Annotated in this window: 20 protein-coding genes and 3 tRNA genes; 18 read left to right on the top strand and 5 right to left on the bottom strand. The window is 60.0% G+C overall.

Features of this window, described 5'->3' with window-relative positions:
* The first annotated feature begins 40 nt into the window (after nucleotides 1-40).
* The 4 genes from AC061P_RS12485 to AC061P_RS12470 are packed head-to-tail and all read left to right on the top strand — an operon-like array spanning nucleotide 41 to nucleotide 4,546.
* On the top strand, nucleotides 41-919 hold the full coding sequence (locus AC061P_RS12485; RefSeq protein ID WP_449647563.1) for a carbohydrate ABC transporter permease: 879 nt from the start codon (nucleotides 41-43) through the stop codon (nucleotides 917-919).
* Entirely contained in the window at nucleotides 909-1,748 is an 840-nt protein-coding gene (locus AC061P_RS12480) for a carbohydrate ABC transporter permease (RefSeq protein WP_009773249.1), read from the top strand. The genes AC061P_RS12485 and AC061P_RS12480 overlap by 11 nt, the downstream gene beginning before the upstream one ends.
* 12 nt (nucleotides 1,749-1,760) lie before the next feature.
* Nucleotides 1,761-3,317 (top strand): glycoside hydrolase family 5 protein, encoded by a 1,557-nt coding sequence (locus AC061P_RS12475; protein ID WP_449647562.1) that lies wholly within the window; start codon nucleotides 1,761-1,763, stop codon nucleotides 3,315-3,317.
* Nucleotides 3,318-3,328: 11 nt separating this feature from the next.
* On the top strand, nucleotides 3,329-4,546 hold the full coding sequence (locus AC061P_RS12470) for an ROK family transcriptional regulator (protein ID WP_449647561.1): 1,218 nt from the start codon (nucleotides 3,329-3,331) through the stop codon (nucleotides 4,544-4,546).
* Between the two features lie 173 nt (nucleotides 4,547-4,719).
* On the opposite strand, the gene AC061P_RS12465 is transcribed toward AC061P_RS12470, so the two are convergent.
* The 4 genes from AC061P_RS12465 to AC061P_RS12450 form a co-directional block, all read right to left on the bottom strand.
* A complete protein-coding gene (locus AC061P_RS12465) occupies nucleotides 4,720-4,944 on the bottom strand; it encodes a hypothetical protein (protein ID WP_449647560.1) in 225 nt (74 codons plus the stop codon).
* 403 nt (nucleotides 4,945-5,347) lie between these two features.
* Nucleotides 5,348-5,420: transfer RNA gene (locus tag AC061P_RS12460), tRNA-Phe, on the bottom strand.
* A gap of 79 nt (nucleotides 5,421-5,499) precedes the next feature.
* Nucleotides 5,500-5,573: transfer RNA gene (locus AC061P_RS12455), tRNA-Asp, on the bottom strand.
* 25 nt (nucleotides 5,574-5,598) lie between these two features.
* Nucleotides 5,599-5,674: transfer RNA gene (locus tag AC061P_RS12450), tRNA-Glu, on the bottom strand.
* Nucleotides 5,675-5,932: 258 nt separating this feature from the next.
* On the opposite strand from AC061P_RS12450, the gene AC061P_RS12445 reads away from it, so the two are divergent.
* Nucleotides 5,933-7,219, top strand: a complete 1,287-nt coding sequence (locus AC061P_RS12445) for a peptidoglycan DD-metalloendopeptidase family protein (protein ID WP_449647559.1) — start codon at nucleotides 5,933-5,935, stop codon at nucleotides 7,217-7,219.
* Between the two features lie 151 nt (nucleotides 7,220-7,370).
* On the opposite strand, the gene AC061P_RS12440 is transcribed toward AC061P_RS12445, so the two are convergent.
* Nucleotides 7,371-7,862 carry an inorganic diphosphatase gene (locus AC061P_RS12440; protein WP_449647558.1) on the bottom strand — a complete coding sequence of 164 codons (492 nt, stop codon included), beginning with the start codon at nucleotides 7,860-7,862 and terminating at the stop codon, nucleotides 7,371-7,373.
* Between the two features lie 48 nt (nucleotides 7,863-7,910).
* On the opposite strand from AC061P_RS12440, the gene tilS reads away from it, so the two are divergent.
* The 13 genes from tilS to panC all read left to right on the top strand — a co-directional run bounded on the left by tilS (nucleotide 7,911) and on the right by panC (nucleotide 19,739).
* Entirely contained in the window at nucleotides 7,911-8,981 is a 1,071-nt protein-coding gene (gene tilS / locus AC061P_RS12435) for a tRNA lysidine(34) synthetase TilS (protein WP_449647557.1), read from the top strand.
* Nucleotides 8,971-9,522 carry a hypoxanthine phosphoribosyltransferase gene (gene hpt, locus AC061P_RS12430; protein WP_449647556.1) on the top strand — a complete coding sequence of 184 codons (552 nt, stop codon included), beginning with the start codon at nucleotides 8,971-8,973 and terminating at the stop codon, nucleotides 9,520-9,522. Before tilS ends, hpt begins: the two co-directional genes overlap by 11 nt.
* 10 nt (nucleotides 9,523-9,532) lie before the next feature.
* Nucleotides 9,533-10,966: a serine hydrolase domain-containing protein gene (locus AC061P_RS12425; RefSeq protein ID WP_480391341.1), complete on the top strand. Its 1,434-nt coding sequence runs from the start codon at nucleotides 9,533-9,535 to the stop codon at nucleotides 10,964-10,966.
* 171 nt (nucleotides 10,967-11,137) lie between these two features.
* Nucleotides 11,138-13,138, top strand: coding sequence for an ATP-dependent zinc metalloprotease FtsH (gene ftsH / locus AC061P_RS12420; protein WP_449647554.1), 2,001 nt, complete (start codon nucleotides 11,138-11,140; stop codon nucleotides 13,136-13,138).
* Between the two features lie 7 nt (nucleotides 13,139-13,145).
* Complete coding sequence (gene folE / locus AC061P_RS12415) at nucleotides 13,146-13,730, top strand: GTP cyclohydrolase I FolE (protein ID WP_449647553.1); 585 nt, start codon at nucleotides 13,146-13,148, stop codon at nucleotides 13,728-13,730.
* A gap of 10 nt (nucleotides 13,731-13,740) precedes the next feature.
* Entirely contained in the window at nucleotides 13,741-14,547 is an 807-nt protein-coding gene (gene folP / locus AC061P_RS12410; protein ID WP_449647552.1) for a dihydropteroate synthase, read from the top strand.
* Complete coding sequence (gene folB / locus AC061P_RS12405; protein WP_449647551.1) at nucleotides 14,547-14,966, top strand: dihydroneopterin aldolase; 420 nt, start codon at nucleotides 14,547-14,549, stop codon at nucleotides 14,964-14,966. The genes folP and folB overlap by 1 nt, the downstream gene beginning before the upstream one ends.
* A complete protein-coding gene (gene folK / locus AC061P_RS12400) occupies nucleotides 14,963-15,493 on the top strand; it encodes a 2-amino-4-hydroxy-6-hydroxymethyldihydropteridine diphosphokinase (RefSeq protein WP_449647550.1) in 531 nt (176 codons plus the stop codon). Before folB ends, folK begins: the two co-directional genes overlap by 4 nt.
* Nucleotides 15,487-15,975, top strand: a complete 489-nt coding sequence (locus AC061P_RS12395) for a DUF3180 domain-containing protein (protein WP_480391340.1) — start codon at nucleotides 15,487-15,489, stop codon at nucleotides 15,973-15,975. The genes folK and AC061P_RS12395 overlap by 7 nt, the downstream gene beginning before the upstream one ends.
* Nucleotides 15,972-16,457 carry a PH domain-containing protein gene (locus AC061P_RS12390; RefSeq protein ID WP_449647548.1) on the top strand — a complete coding sequence of 162 codons (486 nt, stop codon included), beginning with the start codon at nucleotides 15,972-15,974 and terminating at the stop codon, nucleotides 16,455-16,457. Before AC061P_RS12395 ends, AC061P_RS12390 begins: the two co-directional genes overlap by 4 nt.
* Nucleotides 16,454-18,130 (top strand): PH domain-containing protein, encoded by a 1,677-nt coding sequence (locus tag AC061P_RS12385; protein ID WP_480391339.1) that lies wholly within the window; start codon nucleotides 16,454-16,456, stop codon nucleotides 18,128-18,130. The genes AC061P_RS12390 and AC061P_RS12385 overlap by 4 nt, the downstream gene beginning before the upstream one ends.
* A complete protein-coding gene (locus AC061P_RS12380; protein WP_449647546.1) occupies nucleotides 18,130-18,879 on the top strand; it encodes a DUF2520 domain-containing protein in 750 nt (249 codons plus the stop codon). Before AC061P_RS12385 ends, AC061P_RS12380 begins: the two co-directional genes overlap by 1 nt.
* Nucleotides 18,876-19,739, top strand: coding sequence for a pantoate--beta-alanine ligase (gene panC / locus AC061P_RS12375; RefSeq protein WP_480391338.1), 864 nt, complete (start codon nucleotides 18,876-18,878; stop codon nucleotides 19,737-19,739). Before AC061P_RS12380 ends, panC begins: the two co-directional genes overlap by 4 nt.
* Nucleotides 19,740-19,784: the final 45 nt, after the last annotated feature.

Here is a 19,784-nt window from a genome sequence, read left to right as displayed (position 1 = left end):
CTCGGCGTCGCGACGCGACACGAACAGGAAGGACGGCACGGTGCGCAATCGCCTTACTCCCTACCTGTTCGTGTCGCCCGCAATGCTCCTCCTCATCACCTTCGGGATCTTCCCGATCCTTGTCGCCGCGGTTATCAGCACGACAAACATGAATATCTCGGCGTTTGCCGACTGGAACAACGTCGAGTTCATTGGCATCGACAACTACACAAAGCTTTTTGCAGACCCAGACTTCTGGCAGGCCATCGGCAACACTGGTCTGTTCGCAGTGTTCGGGGTGCCGGCCATCGTGATCCTGTCACTCGGTGTCGCGTTACTGCTGAACCACAGCCAGAGCAGATTTTTCCGATCGCTCCGTGCGTTCTATTTCATCCCAGCAATCACCGCCATCGTCGCGATTTCGCTTGTCTGGGGTTACCTCTACAACACGCAATTCGGACTCCTCAACTACCTGTTCTCACTCGTAGGAGTTCCCCAGGTGCAGTGGTTGTCAGACCCGATCTTGGCAAAGTTCTCTGTGGCACTTGTCGCAATCTGGCGCGGAACCGGGCTCAACATCATCATCTTCCTTGCCGCACTCCAGGGCGTACCGAAGGAGTACCTAGAAGCGGCATCGCTCGATGGGGCTGGAGAATGGAAGAAGACGTTCTCGATAGTGATCCCCCTCATGCGCTTTGCGATTTTCTTCGTGAGCGTCACCACCACTATTGCGTGGCTCCAGTTTTTCGACGAGCCTTTCGTGCTCACCGACGGTGGGCCGCTCGGTGCCACCACCTCTGCGTCGATTTTTCTCTACAAGGAGGGATTCCGGCTCAACCAGTTCGGGTATGCCAGCGCCGGTTCGATCGTGCTGTTCGCGATCATCGCCGTGATTACACTCATCCAATTGCGAGTGAGACGGGCCGACGATGACTACTGATCGCACTCACGCCAAGCGGAGACGCGCGCTCACCGTAACGATCGGTATCGCGCTGGGGATTGGCGCCCTGATAACGGCGTTCCCTTTTTTGTGGATGCTCACGACAGCGTTCAAACCGCAGCGAGAATCGGTGACGTTTCCACCAACGATCCTGCCTCAGGCGCCGACTCTTGAGTGGTTCCAGATGCTCTTCACTGAGCTGGATTTCGGACGCTACCTCGTCAACACCATCCTGGTCGTTCTGATCGGATTCATCGGTTTGATGTTCATGGCGATGGCCGGGTACGCGTTCGCAAAGTTCGATTTCCGAGGTCGCAAGTGGATGTTCTTTCTCGTCCTCGCGACGATGATGATCCCGATCCAAGTCACGATGATTCCGACCTATTTGATCCTCAACGGCATGAAGCTCACCAACACCCTGCTCGGCATAGCCCTCCCGACGTTGGTGAGCGGATTTGCGATCTTCCTGTTCCGACAATTCATGACCACGATTCCCACGGAGATGCTCGAGGCCGCGCGCCTCGACGGTGCTGGGGAGTTCCGCACGTTCTGGCAGATCGTGCTGCCCATGTCGAAGCCGATCCTCGCGGTGCAAATCGTTCTGACATTTATTTCGGGTTGGAACAGCTTCTTGTGGCCACTCATCATTGCGTCTGATCAGAAGCTGTACACGCTGTCTGTCGGATTAGCCCTCCTCAACCAGCAGCTCGCCGTGAACCCCTCGCTGCAAATGGCCGCGGCGTCGGTGATGGTCATACCGATCCTCATCGTCTTCATCGTCTTCCAGCGCTACGTCATCCAGGGCTTTGCCCTCTCCGGTCTTAAGTAACGAAAGAAACCCATGACTGATCTCACGCTCGCCACGTCGGCGTTCGAACCCCGTCCCGCATCCTTTGAAGGATTTGTACGTGCGAAGGATGCTCGGCTTGTCGATGGCTCAGGCCGCGAGTTGCTTCTTCGCGGGGTGGGGCTGGGCAACTGGATGCTGCCAGAGGGCTACATGTGGAAGTTCGGTCCTGGTGCGGAGTCTCCTCGGGAAATCGAGCGGCTAACAGAGCGCCTCCTGGGAGCTGCGGGAGCGGAGCGATTCTGGGAGGGCTTTCGGGCGAACTTTATTGCTGAGGCTGACATCGCGCTCATTGCGGCATCCGGTTTCGACCACGTGCGGTTGCCGATCAATTCGCGCGCGATTCAGGATGAGCACGGTCAACCGATCGAAGCTGGATACGCGATGATCGACCGGCTCATCGAGTGGTGCCGTAAACATAAGCTGTGGGTGATGCTCGATTTGCATGGTGCGCCGGGCGGTCAGACGGGCACCAACATTGATGATTCGCCGAACAATCTACCTGAGTTGTTCATGGAGCCGCGCTATCGAGAGCTCACGGTGCGGTTATGGCAAGATCTTGCGACACGCTATCGCCACGAGACGGTCGTGATGGGATACGACCTGCTCAACGAACCGCTGCCAAACGAGTGGCAGCACACCTACGCGGATGCACTCACTGACCTGTATCGCGACCTCACCCGCGAGATCCGCGCGATCGACCCCGACCATCTCATCGTTTATGAGGGTGCGCACTGGGCCACGAACTGGGACATTTTCACCGAGGTGTGGGACGACAATTCGCTGCTCCAATTTCATAAGTACTGGTCTTCGCCAGACACCGAATCAATCTCCGCGTTCCTTGAGGTTCGGGATCGTCTCGGGCTACCCATTTACATGGGCGAAGGAGGCGAGAACACCCTCGAGTGGTTGTATGCGGCATTCCGCCTCTACGAGTCGCACAGTATCGGCTGGAACTTTTGGCCCTGGAAAAAGATCGACACCCGCACTTCGGCTGCGTCGATTATTGCGCCAGAAGGCTGGGACCGTGTCGTTGCCAGCATTGGTGACCCTTCAGCAATAACCACTGCCGAAGCGAAGACTGTCTTTAGTGACTTGCTTGATGCGATGAGGATTGAGAACTGCCAGTGGCAGCCTGACGTTGTTTCCGCTCTTCTTGCGTCACGGCCGGTCGTTGTTCCCGTGTGGGGCTATGGCTATCGAGGATCTGGCGAGTCCTATTCGATTGCTGTGACAGGCGGTGTCGACGCGATCCGAAGTGATGACTCTGTGCCGTTGCGCTGGGCTATTGAGGGCGGCAATCCCGCAAATCCCTTTGAGCAGACGGATGGTCGTGCCTACGGAATCGCTGAAGAACTGGTCGTCGATCTCTCCGAGGGGGACTGGCTCGAGTACGAGATGGTGGGCTCCTCTGGCGCCCACGTGGTCGACGACGAAGGTCGGGATGCTGCCGTACGCGTCGAGCAGGCTGCCCGCGGCATCCGCATCATCGCCACCGCCGAAACAACCGTATCGAGGATCTACCCGTCGGGAGGCGACAAGACTTGGTAGGGTCTGGATTTATGACCGGGCGTATCGCACTCACAACTTCGGCGCCGGCAACGGTGAGTGATGTGCGTCAACGTAATCGCTCGCAGGCGCTGCGCAGTGTGATTCTCACGGGAGAGACGTCGCGTGCGGCCATCGCGCGCGAGTCTGGACTGTCGGTCGCTTCGGTCACCAATCTGATCTCCGAGCTCATTTCGGAGGGGCTCGTCATGGAGGCCGGCTCAGTAGCCTCGAGCGGTGGGCGACCTGTAACTTTGTTGGCCCCCAACCCAAGCGGGGCCTATTTTCTGGGCGCGGATGTTGGCGAGCGTGGTGTCGCGGTCGAATTGTTTGATCTATCGATGACGCGCATTGATCGTGAATTTCGCGGCGGCCGTGAGGGTGAGCCCATTGAGGCGATCGCTGCCGATCTTGATGAAGCGCTCAACGCTTTGCGTGAGCGGAATGCAGCGGCGTGGGACCGCATGGTCGGCATCGGGCTCGGGCTGCCAGGAATTGTGGAGTCGGATGCTGAGGGCCGCCAGGTTCTGTACGCCCAGAGCCTTGGTTGGTCGCCTATCCCTGTCGCTGATCTCGTCTCTCACGACATTCCAGTCTTTGCCGAGAACGGCGCTAAGACCCAAGCAATGGCCGAATTGTGGGATGGGGCGGCCCGTGGTGTGAATGAAGCACTTGTGGTGTTGCTTGGTCGCGGTGTCGGGCTCGCAATTGTGTCGAATGGTGAACTTGCCCGCGGCCTCAACAGCAGTGCTGGCGAGTGGGGTCACGTGAAGATTGTCCGCGACGGGCGCCTCTGTCGCTGCGGTGGCCGCGGATGTGTTGAGGCGTACCTCGGTGCGGATGCGATTCTCGAGTTATGGCGCGAAGCTGGTGGCATCTTTGAGGGGTCTGGCTGGCGCGCTGTCGGTCAACTTCTCGAATCGACCGATCCGATCGCCGTTGGGGTCGTCGACGAACTTATCGAGACGCTCGGCTCTGCGCTGGGCGGGCTCGTCAACCTCACCAATCCTGAGCGCGTGATTGTCGGAGGCTGGGTGGGCCTACGGCTCATGGAAAAGGTGGCCACTCGGGTTGAGGACGCAACGCGAGCTGAAGCCCTCGTGCGCCCGGGCGGACAATTCTCGCTTCACGCGTGTCATTTTGGCGGTGACACCGTCGCTCTCGGTGCCGCGATCATGCCGCTCGAAGCGCTCCTTGCTTCGCCCCGAAAAAGCTCCGCTTCTCTGGCTTAGAGGCGCGCCAAAGACAGCGGTGGTCCGCGAATCGCTCGCGCACCTTCGGAAACTCAGGAAAAACGTTCCCCGGGGCGATTCGACCCCCGCTAGTCGACGATTCGAGGCGCCCGTACGCTCGCATCTCCTGAATTTCCATCGAAAGACACGCTTGGCCTGGAGGCCAATACGAGCTAGTGCTGCGCTCTGTCTTGGGAAGAGATCTGATCGGTTGCCGTTGCTGCCGGTGCCGACACTGAGTCACTTAGGAGTCGCTCGTAACCCCCATGCTGCGCTACTGCCGTCTCAATGATCGCCCCAGCGTCTGTGCCGGGTATCGCGCCGGCGATAAGGGCGAGATCGTTCACCGAAGTGGGCGCATTGCCCGACAGCTTTTTCTGAAGGGTAACCGGCGACATGCCCGCGAGTCCTGAGAGAAAAGCCTGGTTGATCTTTGACCCGTCCGGTGCTCTGGCGCCTTGGAAAGCACCCGTGAGCAGGTCGCCGACCTTGGGGCGGGACGGCGTGATTGCAGACGGTTTGGCCGTCCTGTCCTGCGGCAGGGAGCAAGGATAGCGGGCTGTCACCTCTGGAAATTCAGGAAAAGCCAATCAGATAGCGGCGTGATCCCAACTATTTGGCGGGTCAGGGCGCAGGGAGCGCTCGAATCTCCTGAGTTTCCGAAGGCGTGCTGCCTGTAACTGCTTAAGCGCGAGAGCGCGAGAGCGCGAGAGCGCCGAGAGGAGGACGCGAGCCGGAAGCAGGCCCCGGAAAGGGCAAAAAAATGACCCTCGCCCAGTAGAAGCCCGGGAAAGGGTCAAGTGGCTCCGACGGGCGTCGATCCCGTGACCTCACGATTTTCAGTCGTGCGCTCTACCAACTGAGCTACAGAGCCGTAAGAGTTTCCTCTTACTCGCAAGGGCTTCCCCCTACTACACAAAAAGCCCCTCCTTTCGAAGAGGCATTCTGTTTTGCGACCCTGACCGGACTTGAACCGGCGACCTCCGCCGTGACAGGGCGGCGCGCTAACCAACTGCGCTACAGGGCCTAGCTATTTAATTCTGTGTTTTGTCTGGTGACCCCAACGGGATTCGAACCCGTGCTGCCGCCGTGAAAGGGCGGTGTCCTAGGCCACTAAACGATGGGGCCGAGAAGTCACAGAACTTCTTAGCTACCGAGGGAAAAGCATACGGTGACTTTCGTGATTTACCAAACTGAGAAGCAAGCTATTTGATATCTCGCGAAAACCGCGTTTTTCCAACAGGCTTAAATGTACTCGACTCTGAGGTCAACAAATACTACATTCATGGAAAGGTTGAGACTTTTGAGCCGCCTGTTGTTAGTGTGGTCAATGTTATTGCTGTGACTAATGGCCATTAGTCCGCGCACAACATGTTGAGGGGAACAATGAACGCCACGCATGCGAGTCGGGGGACCGCAGCACAGCTCACGCTGCGCGCACTAGTTTTTCGAGTAGTCGGTTTCACTGCCGTTCTCAGTCTTGTACTCGGAGGCGCGCTCTATGGCGACCCCAGCAAGGCCACGGCAGCTACTGACTACCCAACATGGAGTGACGTCACCGACGCCCGCAACAACGAGGCTGCAACCAAGAAGGTCGTTGCCCGCATCAAGGCTGCGCTCGTTCAGCTGGAGTCACAAGCCGTCGCCGCCCAGAAAGATGCCGAAGAAAAGGGCAACATCTGGCAAGAGGCCGACACCAAGTACCAGGCCAAGGCAGCCCAAACAGAAGCTTTGCAACAGCAGGCGGATGCCGCAAGCACTGAAGCTGATGAAGCTGAGAAGCGAATCGGTGAGCTTGCCGCGCGGCTCGTGCGTGCCGGTGGTGGCGACGTAACCACCAACCTGCTCACGAATTCGCAGGATGCGGACGCACTGCTCTACAACTTAGGCATGTCGTCGAAAATTTCGCAGCAGACATCCGCTCTCTTTGATCGTGCCGTTCAGGCGCGAAACACGGCGCAGTCCCTGAGTGATGCGGCTGAGGTTGCGCGCACTGAGCTTGAAGTGCTGAAGATCGCTGCTGAGAAGGCTTTCGCTGAGGCCCAGGAGGCCGCTCTGGCCGCCGCGGCCGCTCTCGCTGAGCAGCAGGAGCGCAAGATCGAGTTTGACGCTCAGCTCGCCGCCCTGACTTCCGCGCGTCAAGCGACCGAAGCTAGTTACTTGGCTGGTGTGCGTGTGCGTGAAGCCGCACGTGCCGCGGCGCAGGCAGCAGCAGAGGCTGCAGCGCAAGTTCCGAACATCGATGCGGGCGAGATCAGCCTCAGCGGGTGGGTTCGCCCGGCCGGTGGCTACATCACTTCCACGTATGGCTATAGCGCAAACTATGGTTCCAGCTTCCACAAGGGCGTTGACCTCGGTGCCGGTTGTGGCGCCCCGATCTACTCGGCATCGAGTGGAACCGTCGTCTATGCGGGCTACGGCTGGAACGGTGGCTACGGAAACTACATCATCATCGAACACGCCAACGGATTGCGCACCGCCTACGGTCACATCGTCGCAGGCGGCATCCTCGTCTCCTACGGCCAAAATGTGGCAGTCGGTACGAAGATCGCCAAGGTGGGTTCCACCGGAAACTCCACCGGATGCCACCTCCACTTCGAGGTTCGCCCCGGCGGCTGGAACACTACAGATCCGGTCTCGTTCATGTCTGGTCAGGGCATCCGCCTCGGCTAACCTCAGCACGGTTCGGGCCCGCCCGCTTCACCGTTAAACGCCAATGGCGGATGCTCGAGAGCATCCGCCATTGAACGTTAACGGGCCGCGCACGCTCAGCGCTCGCGACCCGATGTGCCGCCGAAGCAGCGGTGAAACCGGGTTTCGAAACCTAGTGGCCTTCGGCCTTGAGCTTCTCGAAGCCGGCGAGAACGATCGCGTCAGCTTCTGCTGCGTCGCCCCAACCGTCGATCTTGACCCACTTGCCGGGCTCGAGGTCTTTGTAGTGCTCGAAGAAGTGCTCGATCTCTTTGCGCGTGAACTCTGGAACATCGCCCAGGTCCTGAATGTGCGACCAGCGCGGGTCTTTCGCCTGAACGCAGATGACCTTGGAGTCGATGCCGCCGTCGTCGCTCATGTTGAGCACGGCAACGGGGCGAACCGAGATGCCGACACCGGGGAACGTGGGAGCGTCGAGCAGAATCAGAGCATCTACGGGGTCACCGTCGAGGCCGAGAGTGTTCTCGAAGAAGCCGTAGTCGGTGGGGTAGGCGAAGGTGGTGAAGAGGTAGCGGTCGAGATAAACACGACCAGTTTCGTGGTCTACTTCGTACTTGTTCCGGCTTCCGCGCGGAATCTCAACGACAACGTCGTATGCGGCCATGTAGCTGCTCCTAAGAAAAATGTGGGGTTGCTGCAATAACGTTACTGGATGCACTCCGAACGTCGTCCCCGGCTTACCCCCGCAATTGCTGATGTTCGTCGTGCCGTGCGCACTGCGCTTGCCGCGCTGCCCGAACTGAAAGTTCTGCCGCGCAACAGTTCTGCGGTTGTCAGCGCCCCGGTTTCGCCCGGATCTCTGCCGCTCGTACTTGTTGCACTGAGTGGTGGCCCTGACTCGCTTGCGCTTGCGGCGGCGACGGCCTTCGAGGCGTCCAAGGCTGGCGTGCGAGCCGGTGCCGTGATCGTGAATCACAACCTTCAAGAAGGGTCAGCGGATGTCGCAGCCGCCGCCGCCCAGCAGGCACGCGACCTCGGGCTTGACCCCGTCGACATCCGCTCGGTTCTCGTCGGTGACGCCGGAGGCCCAGAGTCTGCCGCCCGTGACGCGCGCTACGCGGCGCTCGCCGATGCCGCCGCCGAGCATGGTGCGATCCGCGTGCTGCTCGGCCACACCCTCGACGATCAGGCCGAAACGGTGCTGCTCGGTCTCGCCCGCGGCAGTGGTGCCGGCAGCCTCAAAGGAATGGCTAGCGACACCGGTCAGTACTTGCGCCCGCTGCTGGCCGTGCCGCGAACCATGACCGTTCAGTTCTGCACAGATTCCGAAATTGTGGCGTGGAATGACCCGCACAACCTCGATACGTCCTACACGCGAGTGAGGGTTCGGCAGACAATATTGCCGCTGCTCGAAAGCGAACTGGGGCCCGGCATCCGCGAAGCATTGGCGCGAACGGCTGACCAGGCTCGTGAAGATGCGCAAGCTCTCGATCACTTTGCGGAAGAAATGGCCGAAGATTTGGCCGACATTTCGGAGGCCGGAATCTCACTACCTGTGCGCGCTCTCGCCGCGAATCCGGCTGCGCTCCGCCAGCGTTTAATTAGGTTGGCGGTCGCGAGCGAGTTCCATGTCTCGCTGAGTCGCACCCACACGCTGGAGATCGCGCGCCTCGTCACCGACTGGAGAGGGCAGGGACCGATAGACGTTCCCGGCGTTAGGGTTGAACGACGAGAGAACCTTCTCCACTTTTCGGCCCACAGTGAGGAACGCGATGCAGTTTAGCGATGTCGAAGGAGACCTCAGCGAGGTCCTTCTGACCCAGGAAGAGATCCACGAGAAGATCGCCGTGATGGCGCGTCAGATCGAGGAAGACTATGCGGGCGAAAAGCTGTTGCTTGTCGGTGTGCTGCGCGGCGCTGTCATGGTGATGGCTGACCTCGCGCGTGAACTCAGCCTGCCGCTCGAAATGGACTGGATGGCCGTCTCCTCGTATGGCGCCGGCACCCAGTCCTCGGGTGTCGTTCGTATTCTCAAAGACCTCGACAGCGACCTTGAGGGCCGCAAGGTGCTCATCGTTGAAGACATCATCGACTCGGGTCTTACCCTCTCGTGGTTGCTTGGCAACCTCCGCAGCCGTGGCGCTGCCTCGGTGGAGATCTGCACGCTGCTGCGTAAGCCGGATGCCGCCAAGGTTGAAGTAGATGTGCGTTACGTCGGTTTCGACATCCCCAACGCGTTCGTTGTGGGTTATGGACTCGACTATGCCGAGAAGTATCGCAACCTGCGCGGCGTTGCAGTGCTCGCACCCCACGTCTACGCGTAGGGCTCGCTGAATGAGGGCGAAGGCAGCAATCGATCAGGCGACCGACGAAATTGTTGGTCTGTTTGAGAATCGGGTGACCGAGCAGAAGGCTCCGGGATCGTTTTTTGCGGTCTTTGGTCCGGATGGCATCGTGTTGGAGGGCGGCTACGGCGAGAAGGTTCTCGGCGAGGACGCTGCTCCCGATCGTGACACGGTGTTCCGCATCGCGTCGTGCACTAAGAGCTTCACGTGCACGCTGCTGCTCATGTTGCGCGACCGCGGCCAGCTGAATCTGGATGCGCCGATCACTGATTTCGTTCCGGCCTTCACCGCGCTCGAGCCCGCAGCTGCTCCTGTCACTCCGAGCGTGCGTCAGCTCATGACGATGTCGGCGGGGTTCCCGACCGATAACCCGGTTGGCGACCGCCTGGAGGAGATGACGCGGGCCGAACTCGACGAGTTCATGGCGGCGGGCATCCGCTATTCGAGCACGCCAGGCACCCGCTTTGAGTACTCGAATCTCGGCTACGCCCTGCTCGGTGAAGTGATCGCCGAGATCACGGGTCGTTCATACATCGAGGCTGTCGCTGCCGAAATTCTCGAACCGCTTGGCCTCACCTCGACCCGCTTCGAAGAAGATCCGGATGCCGATGTCGCCCTCGGCTACCGGCTCGCGAATGGGCAGTGGCAAGTTCAGCCGTTCACCGGGCCCGGAGTCTTTTCTTCTATGGGTGGTTTGTTTTCTAACGCCACTGACCTTGTGCGTTGGTCGCTGTGGCTCGCTGGCGCCCTCGATCCAGAGGACATCTCAGCCGGACCCTTGTCTGCCGCCAGCCGCCGCGAACTTCAGCAGATTCAGCGTGCGGTGCCGGGCAACATGTCGAAGGTTGCCGAGTTCTCGGAGCCGACAGCTCACGGCTATGGCTACGGTCTGTTTATCGATGAGGGCACGACGAAGATCATTTCGCACTCTGGCGGCTACCCGGGTGCGAGCGCTCACATGCGTTGGCACGCGCCGACGGGGCTTGGCATTGTTGCGTTCGAGAATGGCACCTTTGCGGCATCCTCGATTCCGGCAACTCAGGCACTCCAGGCTGCACTGAATGCGTATGGCGAACTGAACACGCCAGCTCCGGCATGGCCGGAGACACTCGCGGCGCGCGACATTTTCGATCGCCTCGTGCGTGACGGTCGCACGTCGACTGCTGACCAGCTCGTCGCGGTGAATCTTGCCCTCGATGTTCCGTGGGAAGAGCGCATCGCCGGTATCGCTAAAGCCATTGCCGACGTTGGTCCGCTCACCGGGGCGCCGCTGAAGGAAGTGCCGCGCGAACTCAGCGACACTCCCGCGGTAACCAACTGGACCATCGACGGCGAACGAGGCCGAATCAAGTGCCACATTCTGATGGGCCCCGAGCTGCCGCCGCTCGTTCAAACCTTCACCGTGACCACTGAAAGCCACTGAGACTCACAGAGTCGGCGCTCGCGGCATCCACCGCTCGCTGGTTTTGCCTTCGCCGAACCTCGCAACGCATTACGCCGAGGGAAAACACGCAGTCGTCTTGCAGCGCAGTAACGGTAACCTTGCAGCACGTTTCTTCAGAGAGAGGTACTGGGTCTCACGGCCCGGAACATCATGGATTTTAAGCGCATTTTTCGCGGCCCGGTTCCGTACATCATCATCGGCATCGCCGCAGTCTCCATCGCAGCGAGCTTGCTGCTTGGTGAGGGCTACAAAGAGGTAACCACTCAAGAGGGCCTCAGCTTGCTCGAAGGTTCGACGGTCACGTCTGCCACGATCATTGACGGCGAACAACGCGTTGATCTTGAACTCTCGAAGGCCGCTGGCGACAACGGAACCAAGGTGCAGTTCTACTATGTAGCGCCCCGTGGCACCGAGATCGTTTCAGCCGTTAATGGCGCAGACGTCAAGAAGTTCAACGACCAGGTTCCGCAAGAAAACTTCTTCATGTCGTTCTTGTCGATCATGCTGCCATTCCTCATCATCGGCATCATCTTCTTCTTCATTTTCAGCCGCATGCAGGGCGGCGGCGGCAAGGTCATGCAGTTCGGCAAGTCGAAGGCGAAGCTTGTCGGTAAAGACACTCCACAGACCACCTTTGCGGATGTCGCTGGTGCTGACGAAGCGATCGAAGAGCTTGAAGAGATCAAAGATTTCTTGAAAGAGCCAGCCAAGTTCTTGGCTGTTGGTGCCCGCATCCCGAAGGGCGTACTGCTGTACGGCCCTCCCGGAACCGGTAAGACCCTGTTGGCCAAGGCCACCGCGGGCGAAGCTGGCGTGCCCTTCTACACGATCTCTGGTTCTGACTTCGTAGAAATGTTTGTGGGCGTCGGTGCAAGCCGCGTTCGCGACCTCTTCGATCAGGCCAAGCAGAACTCTCCAGCCATCATCTTCATCGATGAGATTGATGCTGTTGGTCGTCACCGTGGCGCCGGCATCGGTGGTGGTAACGACGAGCGCGAGCAGACCCTCAACCAACTGTTGGTTGAAATGGACGGCTTCGATGTGAAGACCAACGTCATTCTGATCGCTGCCACCAACCGCCCTGACGTTCTCGACCCCGCGCTCCTTCGCCCTGGTCGTTTCGACCGTCAGATTGGGGTGGATGCTCCTGACATGCAGGGCCGCAAGCAGATTCTTGAGGTGCACGGCAAGGGCAAGCCCATGGCGGAAGGCGTCGACCTTGAGGTTCTTGCTCGCAAGACTCCCGGATTCACCGGTGCTGACCTCGCAAACGTGCTCAACGAAGCGGCACTGCTGACGGCTCGCTCCAATGCACAGCTCATCGACAACCGCGCCCTCGACGAGGCCGTAGACCGTGTGATGGCCGGACCGCAGCGTCGTTCGCGCCTCATGAACGACAAAGAGAAGCTCATCACGGCGTACCACGAAGGTGGACACGCAGTGGCGGCAGCATCGATGCGCAACACCGACCCCGTGACGAAGATCACGATCCTCCCTCGCGGTCGGGCGCTCGGCTACACGATGGTGATGCCGCTCGAAGACAAGTACTCGGTCACGCGCAACGAATTGCTCGATCAACTCGCCTACGCGATGGGCGGCCGCGTTGCCGAAGAAATTGTCTTCCACGACCCGACCACCGGGGCATCCAATGACATTGAAAAAGCAACCTCGATTGCTCGTCGAATGGTCACCGAATATGGCATGAGTGCCAGAATCGGCTCCGTGAAGTTGGGCACCGGATCGAGCGAACCCTTCATGGGTCGCGACATGGGCGCTACGCGTGAATATTCCGATGAGCTTGCCAAGATTATTGATGAGGAAGTGCGCGTGCTCATTGATCAAGCGCACGATGAGGCTTGGCAGATGCTCAATGAAAACCGCAAGGTGCTCGACAAGCTCGCTCGGGAACTCCTCGAAAAAGAAACTCTCGACCATGTAGAACTCGAGAAGATCTTCAAGGGCATCGCGAAGCTTCCCGAGCGCCCACAGTGGCTCTCGAGCGACGCCCGCCCCGTCTCTCAACTGCCTCCCATCAAGGTGCCCAAGAAGCGCGCCGAGACCGCCGAAGCAGCAGAGGGCGACGACAGCACACCGTCACAGCCGGCACGCAAGCCACGGCCACGCAAGTCGCCGGGCGTCGCGACCGCCTAGGCGCACAATGTCAATCGACGTCGCACGCATCGAAGCTGCGGTAGCCGAAATTCTTGCTGCCGTCGGCGAGGACCCCTCGCGAGCTGGCCTTACCGCCACGCCTCGCCGGGTCGCCGAGGCGTACTCCGAGTTCTTCGCCGGCAACAAGGTCAACGCTGTCGATCATCTGGCTGGCAGCATTGAGTTCACGGCCAATGCTGACCAAACCGGTGAGCTTGTGGTGCTGCGAGACCTCGAGTTCCGGTCAATGTGCGAGCACCATTTGCTGCCGTTTCTCGGTGTAGCTCACATTGCCTACGTGCCCGATGAGCGAATCATCGGCCTCGGCAATCTGGCCCGCGTCGTGGAGACCATTTCGGCTCGCGCTCAACTTCAAGAGCGACTCACCGAAGAAATCGCTGACGCCATTGACGAAGGGCTATCGCCGCGCGGTGTTCTCGTCGTCATCGATGCCGCCCACGGTTGTGTTTCTGCCCGCGGATCACGCCAAACCGCCAGTACAACGGTCACCCTCGCCTCACGTGGAGTGCTGAGCGACCCGATCGAACGGGCAGAAGTAATGGCGCTCATCGGCCGAGGCGGCGATGCGTAGAAGGCCCCAAGTGCCCGTTCCTCGGGTAATGGGCATTCTCAATGTGACCCCAGACTCGTTTAGCGACGGCGGGCAGTTCGAACACGTTGATCGTGCCATAGAGCACGGCATAGAGCTTCGCGAGCAGGGTGCAGACATCGTGGATGTCGGCGGAGAATCGACACGACCTGGCGCTGATCGGGTGCCGCCAGCCCAAGAGCAACAGCGGGTAATTCCCGTGATCAAAGCGCTCGTGGCTGAAGGCGTGACGGTGAGCATTGACACCATGAACGCCGAAACTGCGATGGCCGCAGCGAAGGCGGGAGCATCCATCATCAACGACGTTTCTGGTGGACTTGCCGACCCCGAAATGTATCGCACCGTTGCCGCGACCGATCTGCTCTACATCGCCATGCATTGGCGGGGCCACAGCACCGAAATGGCGAACCTTGCGCACTACGACGATGTCGTCACCGATGTGCGCACCGAGCTCAAGGACCGTCTTGCCGAGATGATGGTGTGGGGCGTAAACCCCGACCGCGTAGTGCTCGATCCCGGGCTTGGCTTTGCGAAAACCGCGCGCCACAATTGGCAACTGCTGGCCAGACTCGATGAACTCTCGTCGCTCTGCTACCCACTACTGATTGGAGCATCGCGCAAACGATTTCTCGGCAAACTTCTCCCGAAAGACGCCACCATTAGCGATCGCGACCTCGCGACCGCAGTGATCAGTTCGGCAGCGGCGCAAGCTAACGCTTGGGGCGTTCGGGTGCACGATGTACCGTCAACACAGGTCGCACTCGCTGTCTATACGGCGATGCAGAAGGGCAAAAAATAATGAACCCCGCACTGGACGAAATCACCCTCACTGGGCTGCGCGCCACCGCCTTCCACGGCGTCTTTGACCATGAACGTCGCACCGGCCAGGTCTTTATTGTGGATGCGACGGTGTACCTAGACCTGTCGGTCGCTGCACGAACCGATGCCCTGAGCAAGACCATCCACTATGGCGAGCTGGCGGAGCAAATTGTCTCTGCCGTCGAAACCAACCCCGTCGATCTCATCGAGACGGTAGCGGAACGTGTTGCCACCATTGTGCTTGCCCACGATGCAGCGGTGAGTACCAAGATCACCATCCACAAGCCTTCAGCGCCAATCACCGTGCCATTCGATGATGTTTCGGTCACCATCACTCGGCACCGCGCAGCTCAAGCACACACCGCCGGCTTCAGCGCAGAGCCGCAACAACTCTCGTGATTCGGCAGCAACGACTTCGAGTCGAGTTGCCCCTCGTACTTGCCCTCGGCAGCAACTTGGGCAACCGCGAGTCGACTCTGCGCGATGCCGTTCATGCCATCTCTCGCATCGACGGCGTCTCAGTGGATGCCGCATCCAGCGTCGTGCAAACCCCGGCGCTGAAGGTAGCCGGCGTCGACCACTCGGCACCGCCGTACCTCAACGCTGTCGTGTTGGCGCGAAGCGCGCTGGAGCCCCATGCCTTGCTCGAACAGTTGCAGCGCATCGAAACCGAGCATGGTCGCGTGCGCGATGAGCGTTGGGGTGACCGCACTCTCGATATCGACATCGTGACGTTCGCCCACTTGCTGATCGACGACGAAGTGCTGACAATTCCGCATCCGCGCGCTGCGGAGCGCGCGTTTGTGCTTGTGCCGTGGCTGCAACTCGACCCCGAGGCCGCGCTGCCGGGTCTCGGTCGCGCTTCAGAGTTGCTCGCGGGGATTGAGAATGACGCGACAGAGTTTGAGGCGGAGCCGCTGTGGTGAGCCGCACTTCGCCACTGCATTTGATCATGCTGGCGGCGGTAGGAGCTGCTGCCGGATGGTTGCTTGAGGTGCTGTTGACGGCATCCGGTCGCCCGATTGTCATCCCATCACTCTCGCTGGCGATTTCCGTTGTTGTCATCGCCGTTGTTGTCGTCGTGCTCGCTGTTCCCATCTACCGTTCCTCTCGCGGATTGCGCCGCCAGCGGGTGAATCCCTTTTATGCTCTGCGCGTGGTGGTGTTGGCCAAGGCGTCGAGTTTCTCGGGCGCACTGCTCGGAGGTGGTGCTGTGGCGATTGCGGTGTACCTGCTGAGCCGCACAGTCTCGCCGGGCGCGAGCTCTATTACCGTAAGTTTTGTCGTTTCTGGCGCCGCGATAGGGTTACTGATCGCGGGACTCGTTGCCGAACATTTGTGCACGCTCCCGCCCGATGACGAAGACTCGTCGTCGAAGAATCCGATGGATCCCCAAGGAGCAGCGTGACCGAGCGACTGGACCTACCTGACACTGAGTGGCGCGGAGTTTCGCGAAAGTACATCGTTGTTGAAGTTGTCGGACTCATCATTTTTGGGCTCATAGTGTCAGCAGCAACCTCGATCCCCACCTTTGTGACGGGCATCCAATGGTTTGCCGCGATCCCCATTTCGCTTGGCGTTATCTTCCTCATCAACATCCTTCTTACGCCACGACGCGTGCGCGCCATCGGCTACATGCTGCGTGATGATGACCTCGTATTTCGGCGCGGCTTGATGTTCAGACGTGTCGTTGCGGTTCCCTACGGCCGCATGCAGCTCGTTGATATCAACCGCGGCCCACTCGATCGCGCTGTTGGTTTGAGCGAACTCAAGTTTGTGACCGCTGCGGCATCCACCGGTGTTGTTATTCCTGGATTGCCCGAGCAGGACGCCGAGGAGTTGAGAGACACACTCGTTGCGCTGGCCGAGAGCCGCAGGGCCGGACTGTGACCGAGCTCAGCGACGACGAGTTTTCGGCCGACGCAGTGCCCAATGCCGGTCCCTACACCGGTCCCAAGGCACCTAGCGACGCAGTGCCTGCCTCAGGGCCCGTCGCGCAATTGCCGGTCGAAGTGCAGCGTCTCGCCGATGGTGAGTGGCACCGACTTCACCCGGCCACCCCGCTACTTCGCGGTGGCATTGCCCTCATTGCCGTCATTGGTGTGATCGTTGTCAACGCTCGCGATTTCTTCATTGACACCCTTTTCAACAGTCGCAATGAGTTCGACCCGTTCACCCGACTCGCCGATTCTGGTTTCTTGGTTCCGGCAGTGCTTATTGTTCTTGCCGTTCTCGTTCTCGCTGTGCTCGGGTTCTATTTCTCGTGGCGGATGAATACCTTCCGCATCACCGATGAGCTTGTTGAGGTGCGCAGCGGCATCCTGTTCCGCACGAACCGTCGAGGTCGGCTCGACCGTATTCAGGGCATCAATATTTCGCGCCCACTCTTTGCGCGCCTCTTCGGAGCGGCAAAGCTCGAAGTGAATGTTGCCGGTCAAGATGCGAATGTTGAGCTCGCCTACTTGAGTTCCCGTGGGGCCGATGACTTGCGCCGCGCCATCCTGCAACTTGCTTCAGGAACGCGTGCTGCCGAAGCTGCTGCTGCCCCTACAGCAGCGGGTGAGAACGCCAGCCACGGCGAGCATCGTGGTCTCATCGAGAAGCGTGTCAATGAGTTCATTGCCCCAGAACTTGACCCGGATGCCGCACCACCCGAGTCGATCGTGCGCATTCGGCTGCCGCGACTTATCGGTTCCGTTGTGCTGAGTGAAGCGACGATTATTGCGGTTCTTGTGGCGATCGGCATCATCGTGATGATCTCGATCACGGGGGAATACCTGTGGCTAATTGCGTTCCTTCCCGGTGTGCTTGGACTTGCCGGCTATCTGTTCTCTCGGATTACGAAGTCATTGCGGTATTCGATCGCATCGACGAGTGACGGCATCCGGGTCGGCTACGGTCTGCTGTCGACCACCAACGAAACCCTGCCGCCGGGGCGCATTCACGCTGTTGAGGTTTCGCAGCCGATCCTGTGGCGCCCGGCCGGGTGGTGGGAGATCAAGATCAATACGGCCTCGCAAGCGTCTAGTTCGAGCGGGGAAGTGGCAAAAACCACACTTCTGCCCGTTGGCGATATGGCTGATGTTCACCGCGTACTGCAGCTTGTGTTGCCGAGCCTCGCGGATGATGCGTCTCGCGAACTTCTTGAAGCGGGGCTTGCCGCTGGTGCCCACGACGATGCCTACGTCACCTCGCCCAAGCGGGCAGCGGTGTTGCGCTGGTTCTCGTGGCGTCGCAACGGCTTCACCATGATCTCGGATGCCGTAGCCCTGCGTAAGGGAGCAATCTGGCGTTCACTTGTGCTGGTTCCTCAAGCGCGTATGCAGAGCGTCAGCATGAGTGAGGGCCCACTGCTGCGCCGGATGGGGCTCGCAGAATTGCGCGTGCACACTGTCGCCGGACCCATCACGGCCACCATCGGTGCACTCGATCGCGCGGATGTCATCGAGTTCTTCGATGAAGTTTCCCGTGCGGCAGTGAACGCAGCCAATGTTGATACGAGCCATCGCTGGCGCAGCAATGACGGTATGGTCAGCGCACCCGCGTCTGGAGAAGAGAGCTAGTGGCTAAGGCAGCAGGTCGACTCGGTATCGGCATCATCGGTGCGGGTAAAGTCGGCCCGATCCTCGGCGCTGCCCTCGCGGGTGCTGGCCACGCCATCGTCGGAATTGCGGCGACCTCCGAACGTAACCTCGAACGCGCGAGCGCGATCTTGCCTGACGTTCCCGTGCTCGACATCCCCACTCTCGTCGAAAGAAGTGAGCTCGTCATCTTGGCGATTCCTGAGACGGAAATCGAACCATTTTCGCGGGGCCTTGCTGCTGCTGGAGTCTGGCAGCCAGGGCAACTTGTGCTGCATACGGCACCGGGGCTTGGCTACGGCGCGCTGTCGGCGGCATTGGCTGCCGGCGCAATTCCGTTGGCCGTGCATCCCGCAATGGTATTCACGGGAACCAGCCTTGACCTCACCCGCCTCCACGAAACGTATTGCGCCGTGAGTGCGCCAACCCCGGTGCTGCCGATTGCTCAGGCGCTCGTTGTTGAGATGGGCGCTGAGCCCATTGTCATTGCCGAAAGCGAGCGTGCAGCGTGGGCTGAAGCGGTCAGCACGGCAACAAGTTTTTCGGCAGCGATTGTGGGGCAGTCCCTCGATTTGTTGAAGGACGTTGGTGTGGAGAATCCCGCCCGCGTGCTCGGCCCGCTGTTGCGGTCATCAGTCGAAAGTGCGCTTGCCGGTGCAACTGCGACTACGATCGACCTTTCCTCGTTCGACCCCGATTCGAGGCCCCATTCACAGGAGGATCCCTCGTGAGCTCACACCCCCGCCCCCAAGTTATTGAGACCGTCGCCGGTATGCGCGATGTTGTCGCGCACGAACGTGCGGCTGGCCACACGATCGCGTTGACCCCGACTTTGGGTGCGCTTCATGCCGGTCATGTTGCTCATGTAGAGCGCTCGGCAGAGCTCGCGGATGTTCGGATTGTGTCGATCTTCGTAAACCCGACGCAGTTCGGTGCCAGCGAAGACCTCGACAAATATCCGCGCACCATGGATGAAGATCTCGACATCCTGGGCGAGCTTGGCGTGCCCTACGTCTTCGCGCCCAGTGTTGAGGAGATGTACCCGAAGGGGCCGACCTCCACGACGATTTCCGCAGGCCAGATCGGCACCATATTCGAGGGCAAAACGCGCCCCGGCCATTTCGATGGCGTGCTTACCGTGGTAGCAAAGTTGCTCGCGATCACCGCACCGCAGTTTGTGACCTTCGGCCAGAAGGATGCCCAACAGCTGTTTCTGGTTCGCCGCATGATCACCGACCTCAACATCCCGGTTCGTCTCGAAATCATTGAGACTGTTCGTGAAGAAGATGGCCTTGCGCTGTCGAGCCGCAACCAGTTCTTGGATGCCAGCCAGCGTGAGGCAGCAACGATCCTGTCGACCGCGCTGAAGGCTGCGACCTCGGCCGCCGATAGCGGCCTTGATGCTGTCATCGCTGCAGCGCAGGGTGCACTCATGGGGGAGTCGCGGGCTGAGCTCGATTACTTCACGGTCGTCGACACTGAGACGTTCATGCCGGTGCCCGATGGCTTCCGCGGTCCAGCAACCGCAATCGTTGCGGCCCGCGTTGGTGACACTCGACTGATCGACAACTCAAGCCTCTACGTCGGCTAGTTTTCCGGCGGAGTTCGGGGCGCGGCGCCGCAGCCGCATCCCCGC

It is taken from the genome of Rhodoglobus sp. G.S.4 (assembly GCF_056619605.1).
The sequence above is the reverse complement of the archived record's forward strand: the minus strand, read 5'-3'. Positions and strand labels throughout refer to the sequence as shown.